Origin of the sequence: Streptomyces sp. APSN-46.1 (genome assembly GCF_022815725.1) — a bacterium.
Lineage (GTDB): Bacteria > Actinomycetota > Actinomycetes > Streptomycetales > Streptomycetaceae > Streptomyces.
In genome coordinates this window covers 300,479-316,201 of sequence record NZ_JALGRF010000002.1, presented here as the reverse complement: position 1 = coordinate 316,201, position 15,723 = coordinate 300,479, and the positions used below count along the sequence as shown (strand labels likewise).

The following is a 15,723-nucleotide window of genomic DNA, read 5'->3' as shown; positions in this document are numbered from 1 at the left end:
ACACCCCCACTGACAATCAACGAAGGCACAGGTCAACACAGTGCGTAGAGAACTCCGCCGCTACGCGGCTCCGCCCCAAGGGCGCATTCCTCCCCGGCCTAAAGGCCGGGGCATCCTGGGAGAAATCCGGTGACTGAGGTGGTCCGCAAGCGCAAGGCCGTACTCCAGTGGATCGGCGTGCACTCCCTCGGGGTCGCCGCCGCCCTGTTCTTCGTCCTCCCCTTCGTCTTCCTCTTCCTCACCTCCCTGATGAGCGACCAGCAGGCGCTGACCCGCGACCTGACGCCGGACACCTGGGAATGGGGCAACTACGCGACGGTGTGGAACACCCCCGGCTTCCTGACCTGGTGGCGCAACACCCTGCTGTACGCCGGCCTCGGGACCCTGCTGACCGTGGTGTCCTCGGTGCCCGTCGCGTACGCGCTCGCCAAGTTCCGCTTCCGCGGCCGGCGGCTGTCGCTGCTGCTGGTGATCGCCATGATGATGCTGCCGCCGCAGGTGGTCGTCATCCCGATGTACCTGTTCTGGGCCAAACAGCTGGACCTGTCCGGCACGCTGTGGCCACTGATCATCCCGATGGCCTTCGGCGACGCCTTCTCCATCTTCCTGCTCCGGCAGTTCCTGCTGACGATCCCCGACGAGTACCTCGACGCGGCCAGGGTGGACGGCTGCGGCGAACTGCGCACCCTGCTGCGGATCGTCCTGCCGATGGCCAAACCCGGGATCGCGGCCGTCGCGCTGTTCCAGTTCTTCAGCGCCTGGAACGACTACTTCGGCCCGCAGATCTACGCCTCGGACAACCCGGCCGCCTGGACCCTCAGCTACGGGCTGGAGTCCTTCAAGGGGGCTCACCACACGAACTGGAATCTGACCATGGCCGCGACCGTGCTGGTCATGGCACCTGTGATCGTCCTTTTCTTCTTCGCCCAGAAGGCGTTCGTGGAAGGCGTCACCCTGACCGGAGTGAAAGGCTGATGCGCATGAAACTCGCAGTGGTGGGTGGCGGTTCCACCTATACCCCCGAGCTGATCGACGGCTTCGCGCGGCTGCGCGACACCCTGCCGGTCAGCGAGCTGGTGCTGATCGACCCCGCCGCCGAGCGGCTGGAGCTGATCGGCCCCCTCGCCCGGCGGATCTTCGCCAAGCAGGACCATCCGGGCCTGGTCACCACCACCTCCGACCTCGACGCGGGGGTGGCCGGCGCGGACGCGGTACTCCTTCAGCTGCGCGTCGGCGGGCAGGCCGCCCGGCTCCAGGACGAGACCTGGCCGCTGGAGTGCGGCTGCGTGGGGCAGGAGACCACGGGCGCGGGCGGGCTCGCCAAGGCGCTGCGCACGGTGCCGGTGGTACTGGACATCGCCGAGCGGGTCCGGCGGGCCAACCCGGACGCCTGGATCATCGACTTCACCAATCCGGTCGGGATCGTCACCCGGGCCCTGCTGCGGGCCGGGCACAAGGCGGTCGGGCTGTGCAACGTCGCCATCGGCTTCCAGCGGAACTTCGCGGCGCTGCTGGGGGTGGCGCCCGCCGAGGTCCACCTCGACCACGTCGGGCTCAACCACCTGACCTGGGAGCTGGGCGTACGGCTGGGCGGCCCGGAGGGTACGGACGTACTGCCCCGGCTGCTGGCCGAACACGCGGAGGCCGTGGCCGCGGACCTGCGCCTGCCCCGGACCGTGCTGGACCGGCTCGGGGTGGTGCCCTCGTACTACCTGCGCTATTTCTACGCCCACGACGAGGTGGTGCGCGTGCTCGGCGAGAAGCCCGCCCGGGCTGCCGAGGTCGCCGCGATGGAGCGGGAGCTGCTCGCCCTGTACGGGGATCCCGCGCTCGACGAGAAGCCGGCGCTCCTGGCCAAGCGGGGCGGGGCCTTCTACTCGGAGGCGGCCGTGGACCTCGCGGCGGCGCTGCTGGGCGACGGCGGCTCCCCGGTGCAGGTGGTGAACACGTACAACAACGGGACCCTGCCGTTCCTGCCGGACGACGCGGTCATCGAGGTGCAGGCGCGGGTGCGCGGCACCGACGGCTCCGGCCCGGTGCCGCTGGCCGTGCCGAGGCTCGACCCGCTGTACGCCGGGCTGATCTCGCACGTGACCGCGTACGAGGACCTCGCGCTGGACGCGGCCCTGCGCGGTGGGCGCGAGCGGGTCTTCAAGGCGCTGCTGGCCCACCCGCTGGTCGGGCAGCTCGACCTCGCCGAAGGGCTGACGGACCGGCTGCTGGCGCACAACAAGGAGCATCTGGCATGGGCGTGAACCGGCCCGCCACACCGGCCGTACTCGCCGTCGACGCGGGCAACAGCAAGACGGACGTGGCGCTGATCGCGGCGGACGGCACCGTGCTGGGCACCGGGCGCTCCGGGGGCTTCCAGCCGCCGCGCGACGGGGTCGCGGCGGCGGTGGACGTGCTGGAGCAGGCCGTCGCGGAGGCCGCCGAGGCCGCCGCGCTGCCGCCGCTGCGGCCCGGGTCCCCGTACGCCGACCAGGTCGCGGCGTGTCTGTCCAACGCGGACTTCCCGGTGGAGGAGCGCCGGCTCGCGGACGCGATCCGGGCGCGCGGCTGGGGCGCGGCCACGGAGGTGCGCAACGACACCTTCGCGATCCTGCGGGCGGGTCTGTCCGGTTCGGCGGCCCCGCGCGGGGTCGCGGTGGTGTGCGGGGCGGGGATCAACTGCGTGGGGATGCTGCCCGACGGGCGCACCGCGCGGTTCCCGGCGGTCGGCATGATCTCCGGCGACTGGGGCGGTGGGGGCGGCCTCTCGGCGGAGGCCATGTGGTGGGCGGCGCGGGCCGAGGACGGGCGCGGTGGGCCGACGGAGCTCGCGGCGGCGCTGCCGGGGCATTTCGGGCTCGGCTCCATGCGGGAGCTGATCGAGGCGCTGCACCTGGGCGCGCTCGCCCGGCGGCGCCGGCACGAGCTGGTGCCGGTGCTGTTCGCGGTAGCCGCGGCGGGCGATCCGGTGGCCTCCGCGATCGTGGAGCGGCAGGCGGACGAGGTGGTGGCCCTGGCCTCGGTGGCGCTGGCGCGCCTGGACCTGCTGGGCGAGGAGGCGCCCGTCCTGCTCGGCGGGAGCGTGCTCACGGCCCGGCATCCGCAGCTGAACGACCGGATCGCGGCGGGTCTGGCGGAGCGGGCCCCGTGCGCCCGGGTGTCGGTGGTCTCGGCACCTCCCGTGCTGGGCGCCGGGCTGCTGGGCCTGGACGCGCTCGGGTCCCCGCCCGAGGCCTACGGAAAACTCCGTGCCCATTTCGGGTGAACCCGCCCGGGGGACCGGCCGGTCTGGAACCGTGGCGGTCGTGTGGACGTATTGACGGTGAAGGGGTGAGGAAGGCGCCCCCGGAACCGGATCATCAAGATCCGGCACCAGGTGCTGTGGTTGACCGTCACTACGGCCATACTGCTGCGATGCGGGTACCTCCCGGACGTGGTGGGGGGTATCAGGACCGAGGGGGAGGTCACGGTGGTCGTCACATCACGCGCACCCGCGCCCGAGGGCGGCCTCGCCGCGCCTCCCGCCCCGCCGCCGGGGCGGCGTTCCGCCTGGGCCGAGGGCGTGGAACAGCTGCGCCGGGCGGCGACGACCGAGCCGGGCAAGCTGCGGATCATCGGCGCCGGCCTGGCCGCGCTGGTGGTCCTGTTCGGTCTGGTGACGGTGTGGGAGATCTCCGGCCGGGTCGCCGCCGCGGACGACGTGGTGGGCCGCAGCCAGCCGCTGAGCGCTGACGCGGCGAGCATCTACCGCTCCCTCGCCGATGCCGACACGGCCTCCTCCAGCGGTTTCCTCGCGGGCGCGCACGAGCCGCGCGAGGTCCGCCAGCGGTACGAGAAGGACATCGCCAACGCTTCGCGGCTGCTGGTGAGCGCGGCCGCCAACGCCGGGGCCAGTGAGGGCTCCCGCAAGGAGATAGCCCTCCTCGGCGAGCAGTTGCCCCGGTACACCGGACTGATCGAGCAGGCCCGGGCCAACAACCGGCAGGGGCTGCCGCTCGGCGGCGCGTATCTGCGGTACGCCAATGAGCAGATGAGCACCGTGCTGCTGCCGGCGGCCCAGCGGCTCTACGAGGCGGAGACCGGCCGGCTCTACACGGACTACGACGACGCCCGGTCCTGGCCGCTGGGTTCGCTCGCCGCGGCGGCGCTCGCGCTCGGCGCCCTGGCATGGGCGCAGCGGCGCAACTACCTCCGGACGAACCGGGTCTTCAACCACGGTCTCGTCGCCGCGTCGACCGCCTCGCTGGTGGCGCTGCTGTGGCTGGCCGCGGGGCACACCGTCGCGCGGGCGGAGCTGAGCGAGGCCCGGGCGGACGGGCAGGAGTCGCTGAAGGTGCTCAACGACGCGCGGATCGCCTCGCTCCAGGCACGGGCCAACGAGAACCTGACGCTGATCTCGCGGGGCGCCGTCCTGGCCGAGGACAAGAAGTCCGACAAGTACGACGTGGACTTCACCGCGAACATGAAGGCGCTGGACGCCGGTCTGGCGACGGCGCTGAAGCTGGCCGACGACAACAGCGGCCGGGCGCCGGTCGTCCGCGCTGTGGACGGTGTGAAGCAGTGGAAGCAGCGGCACACGGCGGCCCGGGAGACCGACTTGAAAGGCGACTACGAGGGCGCCTGGCCCCTGGTCATCGGGGACAAGGACCACAAGGACAGCAGCGGCGCCTCGTTCGACACGGTGGACGCCTCGCTGGAGCAGGCGGTGGCCCATGAGCAGAAGGAGTTCACCCGGGCGGCCCAGGACGGGCTCGGCGCGCTGGGCGGTTTGGTGACGGGCGCGGCGGCCCTGGCGGTCGTCGGCGCGGCGGCGGCGCTGCTCGGTATCGGGCGCAGGCTTTCGGAGTACAGGTGAGAGCGATGCGGACGATACGAGTGCGGCGCGGCGAGGGCGGGGGCGACGGACCCCGGGTGTCCGGGCCGCGCCGGCTGGCGGGCCGGCTGCGCGGCTGGGGCGGGGTGAGCGCGATGGCCGCGGCCTGCGCGGTGACCGCAGCGGCCGTGCTGCTGCCGCTGGCCCAGGCGGCGCCCGAGGCCGGTGGAAGCACGTCGGTCCGCGAGCGCGCGTCGGTGGCGGTGGCCCCCGACGCGCTCTGGGGACCGGGCGACACCTGTCAGAACCCGGAGGCCAGCCTGCGCCCCTCCGGGGTGGACGGGCCGACCATCGAGCGGATCCGCAGCGCGGGCAAGCTCGTCGCGGGCGTGGACCAGAACAGCTTCAAGTGGGGCTACCGCAATCCGGACGGCCACCTCGACGGCTTCGACATCGCCCTGGTCAAGGCCATAGCCAAGGACATCCTGGGTGACGAATCCAAGGTGATCTACCGGGCCATCCCCACCAATCAGCGCATCGCGGCCCTCCAGGAGGGCCGGGTGGACATCGTGGTGCGGACCATGACCATCAACTGCAAGCGGCTGGAGGAAGTCGCCTTCTCGACGGCGTACTTCGAGGCCGGACAGCAGGTGCTGGCCCCCAAGGACTCGACGATCACCGGGTACGACACCTCCCTGAAGGACCGGAAGATCTGCGTCGCGGCGGGTTCCACCGCCGAAGCGGCGCTCGCGTCCCAGTCCTACGGGGCGGTGCCGGTCACCGTGGCCAACCAGCTGGACTGCCTGGTGCGACTCCAGTTGGGTGAAGTGGACGGCATCATCACCGACAACGCGCTCGCGGCCGGCCAGGCCGCGCAGGACCCGTCGGTGCGACTCGTCGGATCCCCCTTCACCAGGGAGTTCTACGGGGTGGCGATGAACAAGGACGCGACGGATCTGGTGCGCCGGGTCAACAAGGTGCTGGAGAACTACCGCGCGGGTGGGAACGACAGCCCGTGGATGATGGCCTACCGTGCCCACTTCGAGGGCGTGCTGCCCCAGGCGGTCGCGCCGCCCGAGCCCAAGTACCGGGACGGCTGAGGCCCGTGGTGGCAATACCTCCCGCTCGCGGGAGAGAATCGGAGCCCTATGTGAGGCGACCGGAAGCGGGACCGGCCCTGATGGACCGGGACGGGGTCGACCGCGCGCTGTCCCGGCTGGGCGCGGAGCACGAGGCGGTCGAGACCTCGCTGCTCGCGCTCCAGGACCACGCCGGACGGCGGCTGCTGGAGGGTGCCGGGCTGACCGGGGTCACCAAGGAGCGCTGGGCCGCCGCCGACGCGGCGATCACCAGGCTCTGGACGTACTTCGACGCGTACACCGGGGCGCTGGCCGCCGCCCGGCGGATCAGGGAGCGGCGCCGCTGGCCCACCCGTGAGGAGCTCGCCGAGCTGACCGACCGGCTGCGCGGCCCCGGCGTGACGATCGCCGGAGCCGGGGTCGGGGGCGCCGCGCTGGCGGAGCGGTTCTCGCTCGCCGAGCTGCTGACCCGCATGAACGAGCTGTACGCGAGCTCGCTGGACGTGGTCGTGGCCGCCGACGCGGTGTGGTCGGCGCTGCCCGCCCGCATCGACCTGCTCGCCGCCGAACTGCACCGCACGCGCTCGCTGGCCCACTCGGTGGGGGTGCGCCCGGGCGAACACCCGTCGGGTGACGACCTGGAGGCCATCACGGCCGAGCTGGCGCGGCTGCGGGAGCAGGTGATCGCCGACCCGCTGGCGTTCTGGGTGCCGGTGACGGGGAGTTCCGCGCCCGGGGGCGGCCGTCCGGACACCGGCCGCTACGACCGGGCGGCGCTCGCGCTGCAGGACGTACGCCGTGAGGTCGAGGCGGTGCTGGACGTACGACAGGACGCCGAGGCGCGGCTGATCAGCGTGCGGGACGTGCTCTCGCGGGCCGACCGGACCCTGGCGGAGGCGCGGACGGCGCGCGGCGAGGTGCTGGCGAAGATCGCGGCGTCGGAGGTGCCGGCGGTGAGCGGTCCCCCGACGGCGTTGCAGGAGCAGCTGGCGGCGGCCGCGGAGTACCGCCGGCAGGCCCAGTGGCACCGGCTGTCCCCGCTGCTGGAGTCCTTGGAGGAGCGCGCCGAGGACGAACTGCGCAGGGCCCGCGAATCGTTGACCGCTGTGACGGCGCCGCTGGCCGTACGGGCCGAACTGCGCGGGCGGCTCGATGCCTACAAGGCGAAGGTGGCCCGGCACGGCCTGGCGGAGGATCCGCTGCTGATCGAGCGGTACGACACGGCCCGGCGGATGCTGTGGAGCGCGCCCTGCGATCTGCGGGTCGCCGAGCAGGCCGTCCTGCGCTACCAGCAGGCGGCGGCCGAGTCCCTGGTGCCACAGCGATCCCTGCCGGAACACGACCGGCCCGACGGGCCCGGGAAGGACAACGCATGAGCCTGGCCGGAACCGCCTGCGGTCGCCCCGGCTGCCCGGGGACGTACGAGGACATGGGCGGCGGCGAGCTGTACTGCGACACCTGCGGGCTGGCGCCGATCGGCTCCGTCGCGGCGGGCGCGGAGGAACTCGTATCCCCGCCCACGGGGATGACGAGCGCGGCGCGCCGCGGTGACTCGCAGGGGTCACAGAGGTCACAGGGGTCGCACGGTTCCGGACGGTCCTCCTCGGCTTCCTCGGCCTCGGCGCGCTCCTCACGGTCCTCGCGCTCGTCGCACTCGTCGCGTTCGTCCCGCTCGTCCCGCTCGTCTTCGTCTCGGCGCTCCGTTTCGGGGCGGCTGTCGCGTTCGCTGTCGGGGGCGGCGTCCGCCCCGTCGGTGTCGGTGCGCAGTTCGTCTTCCGGGGCCTCGGTCTCGGGCCGCGGCAGGCTCGGGGCCGGGCTGGTCAACGTGCCGGAGGTGCCCCGTCCGGACCCCGCGGCGGCGGTGCTGGCGAACCCGGAGGTGCCGGAGCGCAAGCGGTTCTGCTCGCGCTCGGACTGCGGGGCTCCGGTCGGCCGGGCGCGGGGTGACCGGCCGGGCCGGACGGAGGGGTTCTGCACCAAGTGCGGGCACCCGTACTCCTTCGTGCCCAAACTGCGCGCGGGTGATGTGGTGCACGGCCAGTACGAGGTGGCGGGCTGCCTCGCGCACGGCGGCCTCGGCTGGGTGTACCTGGCGGTGGACAGGGCGGTCTCGGACCGGTGGGTGGTCCTCAAGGGCCTCCTGGACACCGGCGACCAGGACGCGATGGAGGCGGCGATCTCCGAGCGGCGCTTCCTCGCGGAGATCGAGCACTCCAACATCGTGCGGATCTATAACTTCGTGGAGCACCTGGACAAGCGGACCGGTTCGCTCGACGGGTACATCGTCATGGAGTACGTGGGCGGCAAGTCGCTGAAGGAGATCGCCAACGAGCGGCGGCGGCCGGACGGCCGGCGTGACCCACTGCCGGTGGAACAGGCGTGCGCGTACGGCATCGAGGCGCTGGAGGCGCTCGGCCACCTGCACAGCAGAAACCTTCTGTACTGCGACTTCAAGGTCGACAACGCGATCCAGCAGCAGGACCAGCTGAAGCTGATCGACATGGGCGCGGTGCGCCGGATGGACGACGAGGAGTCGGCCATTTACGGCACGGTGGGCTACCAGGCGCCGGAGGTCGCGGAGCTGGGGCCGTCGGTGGCCTCCGACCTGTACACGGTGGCGCGCACCTTGGCGGTGCTGACCTTCGACTTCCAGGGCTACACGAACGTGTTCGTGGACTCGCTGCCGGATCCGGAGCACATCGAGGTCTTCGGACGGTACGAGTCCTTCTACCGGCTGCTGGTACGGGCGACCGACCCGGACCCGGGGCGGCGGTTCGCGTCCGCGCAGGAGATGGCGGACCAGCTGACGGGTGTGCTGCGGGAGGTGGTCGCGCTCCAGACGGGCCGGCCGCGGCCGCAGGTCTCCACGCTGTTCGGGCCGGAGCTACGGGTTCCGGACACCCGGTTGTTCGTCGACACGGCCGGGGCGGAGGTATCCCGGCTGGGGGAGCGGGCCGTGCCCCTCCGGGGGTTCGGACGGGGGCGACGGGGGCCTTGGGGTCAGCCGGCCCCGGATCCCGTCGGCGCCGGCGCGCCCGCCGGACCGGGGCCGGGCCTTCCCGGGGCCGGCGCTTCCGCGGGCGCGGCCGCCGGGGTCCCGGCTCACCGGCCCGGCTCCGGCTCCGGCTCCGGCTCCGGCTCCGGCTCCGGCTCCGGCTCCGGCTCCGGCTCCGGCTCCGGCTCCGGGCAGGCTCCCCCGGCGTCGCCGCCGGGCGGCGTCGTACCCGCGCTCGGAACCACCGCCACGCGTGTGTCGGGGGCTCCGGTGCCCGGGCCCCGTCAGGCGCCGGCGGCTCCTGCCGCAGCCCCGGTGTCCGCGCTCGTCCCCGTCACGGCGGCAGCGGTGACGCCGGAGCCGGCGCGGCTCGACGCCCGGGCCGCCGCGCTGGCCCTGCCGGTGCCGCTGGTGGACCCGGGCGACCCCAACGCCGGTTTCCTGGCCGGTCTGCTGGCCTCCGCGCCGGCCGACCTGCTGGCCGCGCTGGGCTCGGCGGCCGCCGACTCGGCGGAGCTGCGGCTGCGGGAGCTGCGGGCGCGCCTGGAACTGGGCGAGCTGGACGTGGCCGGGTCCGGGGGCCCGCTGGCGGAACTGGAATCCCGGTACCCGGATGACTGGCGGGTGGTGTGGGCGCGCGGCATCGCCTCGTTGGCCGTCGGGGACGACGCGATAGCCGCCCTGTCCTTCGACGCGATCTACGACGCGTTCCCGGGCGAGCCCGCGCCGAAGCTGGCCCTGGGTCTGTGCGCCGAGATCCTGGGGCAGCTGGACAACGCCGCCGAGTACTACCGGCTCGTGTGGATCACGGACCCCGGCTTCGTCAGCGCGGCCTTCGGGCTGTCCCGCGTACAGCTGGCCGCGGGCGACCGGGCCGGGGCGGTGGCGACGCTCGAATCCATACCGGAGGCGTCGATCCACTACACCGCCGCACGGGTGGCGGCCGTACGGGCACGCCTGCGCGACCGGTCTCCCGACGAGCCCCTGTTGGCCGACCTGGCGGCCGCCGCGGACCAGGTGGAGGCGCTGCGGCGGTTCGGCCTGGACCCGGAGCGGCAGGAACGGCTCACCACGGAAGTTCTGGGCTCGGCCCTGGACTGGGTACTGTCGGGTAGTCGGGGTTCCGACCCCGGCCGGACCCTGCTGCTCGGCAGTCAACTGGACGAGCGGGGGCTGCGCTTCGGCCTGGAGCGCTCGTACCGCGTCCTCGCTCGGCTGGCGCAGCGGGGCGAGGAGAGGATCGAACTGGTGGAGCGGGCAAACCGTTTCCGTCCCCGGACGTGGGTGTGATTGATGTCGATGCATCGGCTGTCGGGATGCCCCAGCTGCGCGGAACCCCTGGAGGAGGGTGACCGCTTCTGCGGCGTGTGCGGCTACGCGGTCGCCTCCCCTCCGCCACCCCCCTCCGGCGAGCACCCCGCCCCCCACAACCCGCGCGAAGCCCGCGCCTCCACCCCCAACACCCCAGCGGGCGGGTACACCGCTTCCGGCCCCGACACCCAGGCAGGCACGGCCCGGGCGGCCGAGTACGCCGGTCCCGGCCCCGACGACGCCCCGGCGGCCACGGCCCCGGCCGGCGGGCACGCCGCCGCCCACTCCGACACCCCGGCGGCCACAGTCCCGACGGCCGGCTACGCCGATCCCGGCACCCCGGCGAGCACAGCCCCGGCCGGCGGGCACGCCACCGCCCACTCCGACACCCCGGCGGCCACAGTCCCGACGGCCGGTTACCCCGCTTCCGGCCCCGACGCCCCCGCTGGCTCGGCCCCGGCCGGCGGGCACGCCGCCGCCCGCTCCGATGCCCCGGCGGCTGCAGTCCCAACGGGCGGCTACGCCGGTCCCAACACCCCGGCGACCGCAAACCCGGTGGCTGGGTACGCCGGTCCCGGTCCTGACACCCCGACAGGCGGCTACGCCGGTCCCAACACCCCGGGGGCCGCAAACCCGGTGGCTGGGTACGCCGGTCCAGGTCCTGGCGCCCCGACGGGCGGGTACGCCGGCTCCGATGCCCCGGCTGGCGGGTATGCCGCTTCCGGATCTGACGCCCCGGCGGGCGCGGCGCCTGCGGGCGGGTATGCCGCCGTGGGGTACGGGGGTGCGGCCGCGCCCGGGTGGGGGAGCGTGGCCGGCGCCGCGCCGACCCTGGTCGGGGATCCGGCCGGCTGGTCCGGCACCGGCACCGGCCCCGCGCCGTACGGCGACACCGGCACGCCGTGGCACGCCGACACGGATCCGGGACACGGCCGCACCGGTGACGAGCGCGAACCCGGGACGGACCCGGGGCGTGAAACCCGGTACGACCTGCCCGGCGGCACCGGCGGCACCGGCGCGCCCCCCGCGCACGAGCCCCCGTACAGCACGCCGCAGGGCGACGGCGGGAAGACCTGTGTCGCCTGCCGCGCCGGCCGGGTGGACACCGACGGCTACTGCGAGCACTGCGGCCACGCCCAGCCCCGCGAGCGGGACCACCTCGAAGAGGAGCTCGGCAGCGTCGCCGCCGTCAGCGACCGCGGCCTGCGCCACCACCGCAACGAGGACTCCTTCGCCGTCGCGGCCACCGCTCTCCCCGACGGCTCCGCCGCCACCGTCGCCATCGTCTGCGACGGGGTCTCCTCCGCCAGCCGCCCCGACGAGGCCTCGGCCGCCGCCGCCGGCGCCGCCAACGAGGCACTGCTCGACGCCCTCCCCCGCGGCGCCCACCCCCAGGAGGCCATGCACGAGGCGATCCTCGCCGCGGCCGCCGCCGTCAACGCCCTGGCCCCGGAAGTCCCCGGCGCCCAGAACGCCCCCGCCTGCACCCTGGTCGGCGCCGTCGTCAGCGGCGGCGTGCTGACCATCGGCTGGGTCGGCGACAGCCGCGCGTACTGGGTCCCCGACGACCGCACCGCGCTCTCCCGCCGTCTCACCGAGGACGACTCCTGGGCGGCCCAGATGGTCGCGGCCGGCCTGATGGGCGAGGCCGAGGCCTACGCCGACGTCCGCGCCCACGCCATCACCGGCTGGCTCGGGGCCGACGCGTACGACCTCGAACCGCACACCGCCAGCTTCAAACCGGACCACCCCGGCGTGGTCGTGGTCTGCACCGACGGCCTGTGGAACTACGCCGAGTCCGCGCAGGAGATGGCCCAGGTGCTGCCCACCGACGCCGCCGTCCGCCCGCTGCACAGCGCGCAGGTCCTCGTCGGACATGCCCTCGACGGGGGAGGCCACGACAACGTCACCGTGGCCGTCGTCCCGTTCGCCGCGCCCCCGGCCGCCGAAGCGGAACCGCAACGGGAACCGCAACCGGAACGTCAAACGGAACGTCAACCGGAGCCGGACGCCGACCCGCGCACCCAGGCCTGATCCTCAGCCCCTAGGAGTCCGAACCGATGGCGAATTTCGCCAAGCCGAGCGCCCCGCGCTTCAGCGTGGACGTCTACCAGAACGAGTTCCTCCCCGAGGGAGGCCGCGACGTCCACGCCATCGTCACGGTCACCTCCACCGGCGGAGCGGCCGCCACCCGCACCGCCGTCCCCGCGCGGGGCGGCGCGGCCGTCGTGATCATGGTCGACTGCTCGGGTTCCATGGAGTACCCGCCGGACAAGATGCGCGGCGCCCGCGAGGCCACGGCCGCGGCCATCGACACCCTGCGCGACGGCACCTCGTTCGCCGTCATAGCCGGTACGCACGTGGCCAAGGAGGTCTACCCCGGTCAGGGCCGCCTCGCCACCGCCGACCCGGCGACCCGCGCCCAGGCGAAGGAGGCCCTGCGCGGCCTCGGCACGGGCGGCGGCACCGCCATCGGGACCTGGCTGCGCCTCGCCGACGGCCTGCTGCGCCAGTCCGCCGCCGCCATCCGGCACGGCATCCTGCTCACCGACGGCCGCAACGAGCACGAGGAGCCGGCCGTGCTGCGCGCCACCCTCGACGCCTGCGCGGGCCGCTTCACCTGCGACGCCCGCGGGGTGGGCACCGACTGGGAGGTGAAGGAGGTCACCGGCATCGCGAGTGCGCTGCTGGGCACCGCCGACATCGTCGCCGACCCGGCCCACCTCGCCGAGGACTTCACCCGCATGATGGAGAAGGCCATGGGCAAGGAGGTCGCGGATGTCGCGCTGCGCCTGTGGACCCCCGTCGGCGCGGAGATCCAGTACGTCAAGCAGGTCGCGCCCGCCGTCCAGGACCTGACCGCCCGTCGCGTCGAGGCGGGTCCGCGGGCCGGCGACTACCCGACCGGCTCGTGGGGCGACGAGTCCCGCGAGTACCACGTGTGCGTACGGGTGCCGGGCGCGGCCGTCGGCCAGGAGATGCTGGCCGCCCGCGCGATGCTCGTGCTCCCCGGCGCGCCGGGCGAACCGCCGGCCACCCTCGCCCAGGGGCTGGTCCGGGCGGTGTGGACGACCGACCTCGCCGCCTCCACCGCCATCAACCCGCAGGTGGCGCACTACACCGGGCAGGCGGAGCTCGCGCAGGCTATCCAACAGGGCCTGGAAGCCCGCAAACTGGGTGATGTCGACGGCGCCACGGCCAAACTCGGCCGCGCGGTGCAGCTCGCGTCCGCTTCGGGGAACGCGGACACGGCCAAGCTGCTGGCGAAGGTAGTGGACGTCGTGGACGCGGCGGCGGGTACTGTGCGGCTGAAAGCCAAGGTCGCAGATGCCGACGAGATGACTCTTGAAACGCGTTCGACACAGACCGTCCGAGTGAAGAAGACCTGAGAAGAAGACCTGACGCGATGACGCAGGGTGAAGGGGGAAGGGCCGACATGCCGACCTGCCCGAACGGGCACCACTCGGGTTCCGACGACTGGTGCGAGGTCTGCGGCCACCGCATGGCTGCCCCTGCCCCCGCCCCCGCTCCCGCCGGGGCTTCCGCGGCTCCCTCCTACGGCTACGGCTTCCCTCCCACCGCCGGTGAGCCGACCGCCCAGGCCGAGCTCTGCCCGCAGTGCCGGACCCCGCGCGAGGCCATGGCCCCGTTCTGCGAGGAGTGCCGGTACAACTTCCTGACGCGTTCGGCGACCTCGTACACGCCGCTCGCCCCGGATCCCGGTCCCGGCGCGGGCGCCATCCCGCCGCCCTCGCCGCCCCCGCCGCCGGTCGCGCCGCCCGCCCCGGCCGCGTACTCGCAGGACCACTTCGACTACCAGGGCTCCCGCCCCTCCCGGGTCAACCGGGCGGCCGAGCCGCTGCAGCGCGAGGACGACTGGCTGCTCCCGCCCCCGGCGCACGAGCAGCACCAGCAGCCGCACTACCAGCAGCAGCCCCCGCCGCCGCCCCAGCAGCAGGAGTACCTGCGGCAGCCGCAGCACCAGGAGTACGCGCCGCCTCCGCAGCCGCAGGAATACCAGCAGCCGCAGCCCCAGCAGCAGCCGCAGCCGCAGGGCTTCCCGCCCCAGGGCGGCGGCGCCTGGAGCGCGACGATCGGCCCCGACCGCTCGTACTTCATGGCGATGATGCAGCGCAGCGGCCCCGACGCGGCCGGGCTCAACCTGCCCGCGTACGCCCCGGAGCAGCATCTTCCGCTCGATGGCGGCCAGATCACCATCGGCCGCCGCCGCGCGTCCACGGGCGAGTCCCCGGACATCGACCTCTCGGTGCCGCCGGAGGACCCGGGCGTCTCCCACCAGCACGCGGTCCTGGTCCAGCAGCCCGACGGCGGCTGGGCGGTGGTGGACCAGAACTCCACCAACGGCACCACCATCAACGGTGGCGAGGAGCCGATCCAGCCCTACGTGCCGGTCCCCCTCACCGACGGCGACCGCGTCCACGTCGGCGCCTGGACCACCATCACCATCCGACGCGGCTAGGCCGTGTCCGGGGACTGGGCCGCCCCCAAGGGCCATACGTAGGGTCCCTGGGGATCGTCGAGCCAGGACCACTGGCCCTCCGGGGTGACCGTCACGCCGAAGCGTTCGCGCGCCGGGCGGCCCTCGCCGCGCCAGAGGTCCAGGGCCTCGCGGGGGTGCAGGGCCCCGGCGGTCAGCAACAGCATGAACTGGAACCGTTCGTTCTCCACCAGCTCGTACGGGAGCCCGTGCGGCACCCCGGGCTCGGCGGGCGGCGTCGCCGTGGCCCCGCGCAGGGGAACGAAGTAGGCCGCGGTGTGCAGGAAGCGGCCCTCGGCGAACTCCGCGTCCCGCACCGTCAGCGCGATCAGCCCGGTCGACAGCGGAGCCAGGATCCGCGCCCCCGGCCGGCACTGGCCGAGCCAGGCGAGCGGGACCCGCGGCAGCGTGCAGGTCACCAGGATCCGGTCGAAGGGGGCGCGGGAGGGACAGCCGCGCGCCCCGTCGCCGGTGACCACGGTCGGCCGGTAGCCGAGGGCGGCCAGATGCGTCCGCGCGGACTCGGTGATCTCCTCGTCCAGGTCCACCGTGGTGACGTGCTCGTCGCCGAGCCGGTGGCACAGCAGCGCCGCGTTGTAGCCGGAGCCGGTGCCGATCTCCAGCACGTCGTGGCCGTCGCGTACGTCCAGGGCGTTCAGCATCTTGGCCATCAGGGAGGGCTGGCTGCTGGAGGAGACCAGCTCGCCGTCGCGCAGCCGGGTCGCGAGCGGGGCGTCCGTGTAGACGCCGCGCAGCCAGCGGGCCCGCCGCTCGGGGTCCGGGTCCTCGCCCCACAGCCGCTCGTGGCCGGCGCCGCGGCCGGTCCAGAAGTACGGGACGAAGACGTGCCGGGGCACGGCCTCGAAAGCCGCCCGCCAGGCCGGATCGACCAGGACCCCGGCGGCGGTCAGCTCCCGTACCTGGGCAGCGTGCGCGGTCTCCCGCAGGTCGCGTGCCTCGGCGTGTGCGCCCATGCCTCCACTGTCCTGCGCCCGGCCCGCCCGTGCGAACGCGCGTACCCGCCGAACGGGGGGCC

Annotated in this window: 11 protein-coding genes; 10 read left to right on the top strand and 1 reads right to left on the bottom strand. The window is 74.1% G+C overall.

The genetic code is table 11. From position 1 onward, the window contains the following. The first annotated feature begins 129 nt into the window (after window positions 1–129). The 10 genes from MTF65_RS08050 to MTF65_RS08005 all read left to right on the top strand — a co-directional run bounded on the left by MTF65_RS08050 (window position 130) and on the right by MTF65_RS08005 (window position 14,669). Entirely contained in the window at window positions 130–975 is an 846-nt protein-coding gene (locus MTF65_RS08050) for a carbohydrate ABC transporter permease (RefSeq protein WP_243627636.1), read from the top strand. Window positions 976–980: 5 nt separating this feature from the next. Beyond that, the gene (locus tag MTF65_RS08045) at window positions 981–2,255 is read left to right on the top strand and encodes a 6-phospho-beta-glucosidase (RefSeq protein WP_243627633.1); all 1,275 of its coding nucleotides are present in this window, start codon (window positions 981–983) and stop codon (window positions 2,253–2,255) included. Continuing rightward, window positions 2,246–3,256, top strand: coding sequence for an N-acetylglucosamine kinase (locus MTF65_RS08040; RefSeq protein WP_243627632.1), 1,011 nt, complete (start codon window positions 2,246–2,248; stop codon window positions 3,254–3,256). The genes MTF65_RS08045 and MTF65_RS08040 overlap by 10 nt, the downstream gene beginning before the upstream one ends. Window positions 3,257–3,460: 204 nt before the next feature. Then, a complete protein-coding gene (locus MTF65_RS08035; RefSeq protein ID WP_243627630.1) occupies window positions 3,461–4,846 on the top strand; it encodes a hypothetical protein in 1,386 nt (461 codons plus the stop codon). Between the two features lie 5 nt (window positions 4,847–4,851). Next, complete coding sequence (locus tag MTF65_RS08030) at window positions 4,852–5,904, top strand: glutamate ABC transporter substrate-binding protein (RefSeq protein WP_374207182.1); 1,053 nt, start codon at window positions 4,852–4,854, stop codon at window positions 5,902–5,904. Between the two features lie 80 nt (window positions 5,905–5,984). Continuing rightward, window positions 5,985–7,259: a hypothetical protein gene (locus MTF65_RS08025; RefSeq protein ID WP_243628614.1), complete on the top strand. Its 1,275-nt coding sequence runs from the start codon at window positions 5,985–5,987 to the stop codon at window positions 7,257–7,259. Next, a complete protein-coding gene (locus tag MTF65_RS08020; protein WP_243627629.1) occupies window positions 7,256–10,168 on the top strand; it encodes a serine/threonine-protein kinase in 2,913 nt (970 codons plus the stop codon). The genes MTF65_RS08025 and MTF65_RS08020 overlap by 4 nt, the downstream gene beginning before the upstream one ends. A gap of 657 nt (window positions 10,169–10,825) precedes the next feature. Further along, complete coding sequence (locus tag MTF65_RS08015) at window positions 10,826–12,223, top strand: PP2C family serine/threonine-protein phosphatase (protein WP_243628613.1); 1,398 nt, start codon at window positions 10,826–10,828, stop codon at window positions 12,221–12,223. Between the two features lie 26 nt (window positions 12,224–12,249). Then, window positions 12,250–13,578, top strand: a complete 1,329-nt coding sequence (locus MTF65_RS08010) for a VWA domain-containing protein (RefSeq protein ID WP_243627628.1) — start codon at window positions 12,250–12,252, stop codon at window positions 13,576–13,578. A 47-nt stretch (window positions 13,579–13,625) separates the two neighbouring features. Beyond that, window positions 13,626–14,669: an FHA domain-containing protein gene (locus MTF65_RS08005; RefSeq protein WP_243627625.1), complete on the top strand. Its 1,044-nt coding sequence runs from the start codon at window positions 13,626–13,628 to the stop codon at window positions 14,667–14,669. Here the strand turns inward: MTF65_RS08005 and MTF65_RS08000 are convergent. Then, window positions 14,666–15,661, bottom strand: a complete 996-nt coding sequence (locus MTF65_RS08000; RefSeq protein WP_243627622.1) for a methyltransferase domain-containing protein — start codon at window positions 15,659–15,661, stop codon at window positions 14,666–14,668. The genes MTF65_RS08005 and MTF65_RS08000 overlap by 4 nt on opposite strands. Window positions 15,662–15,723: the final 62 nt, after the last annotated feature.

What these genes read in the sequence shown, in the direction of transcription:
- MTF65_RS08045 (WP_243627633.1), top strand. Translation starts at nt 981, where the DNA reads ATGAAACTCGCAGTGGTGGGTGGCGGTTCCACCTATACCCCCGAGCTG.
- MTF65_RS08040 (WP_243627632.1), top strand. Translation starts at nt 2,246, where the DNA reads ATGGGCGTGAACCGGCCCGCCACACCGGCCGTACTCGCCGTCGACGCG.
- MTF65_RS08030 (WP_374207182.1), top strand. Translation starts at nt 4,852, where the DNA reads ATGCGGACGATACGAGTGCGGCGCGGCGAGGGCGGGGGCGACGGACCC.
- MTF65_RS08025 (WP_243628614.1), top strand. Translation starts at nt 5,985, where the DNA reads ATGGACCGGGACGGGGTCGACCGCGCGCTGTCCCGGCTGGGCGCGGAG.
- MTF65_RS08020 (WP_243627629.1), top strand. Translation starts at nt 7,256, where the DNA reads ATGAGCCTGGCCGGAACCGCCTGCGGTCGCCCCGGCTGCCCGGGGACG.
- MTF65_RS08010 (WP_243627628.1), top strand. Translation starts at nt 12,250, where the DNA reads ATGGCGAATTTCGCCAAGCCGAGCGCCCCGCGCTTCAGCGTGGACGTC.
- MTF65_RS08005 (WP_243627625.1), top strand. Translation starts at nt 13,626, where the DNA reads ATGCCGACCTGCCCGAACGGGCACCACTCGGGTTCCGACGACTGGTGC.
- MTF65_RS08000 (WP_243627622.1), bottom strand. Translation starts at nt 15,661, where the DNA reads ATGGGCGCACACGCCGAGGCACGCGACCTGCGGGAGACCGCGCACGCT.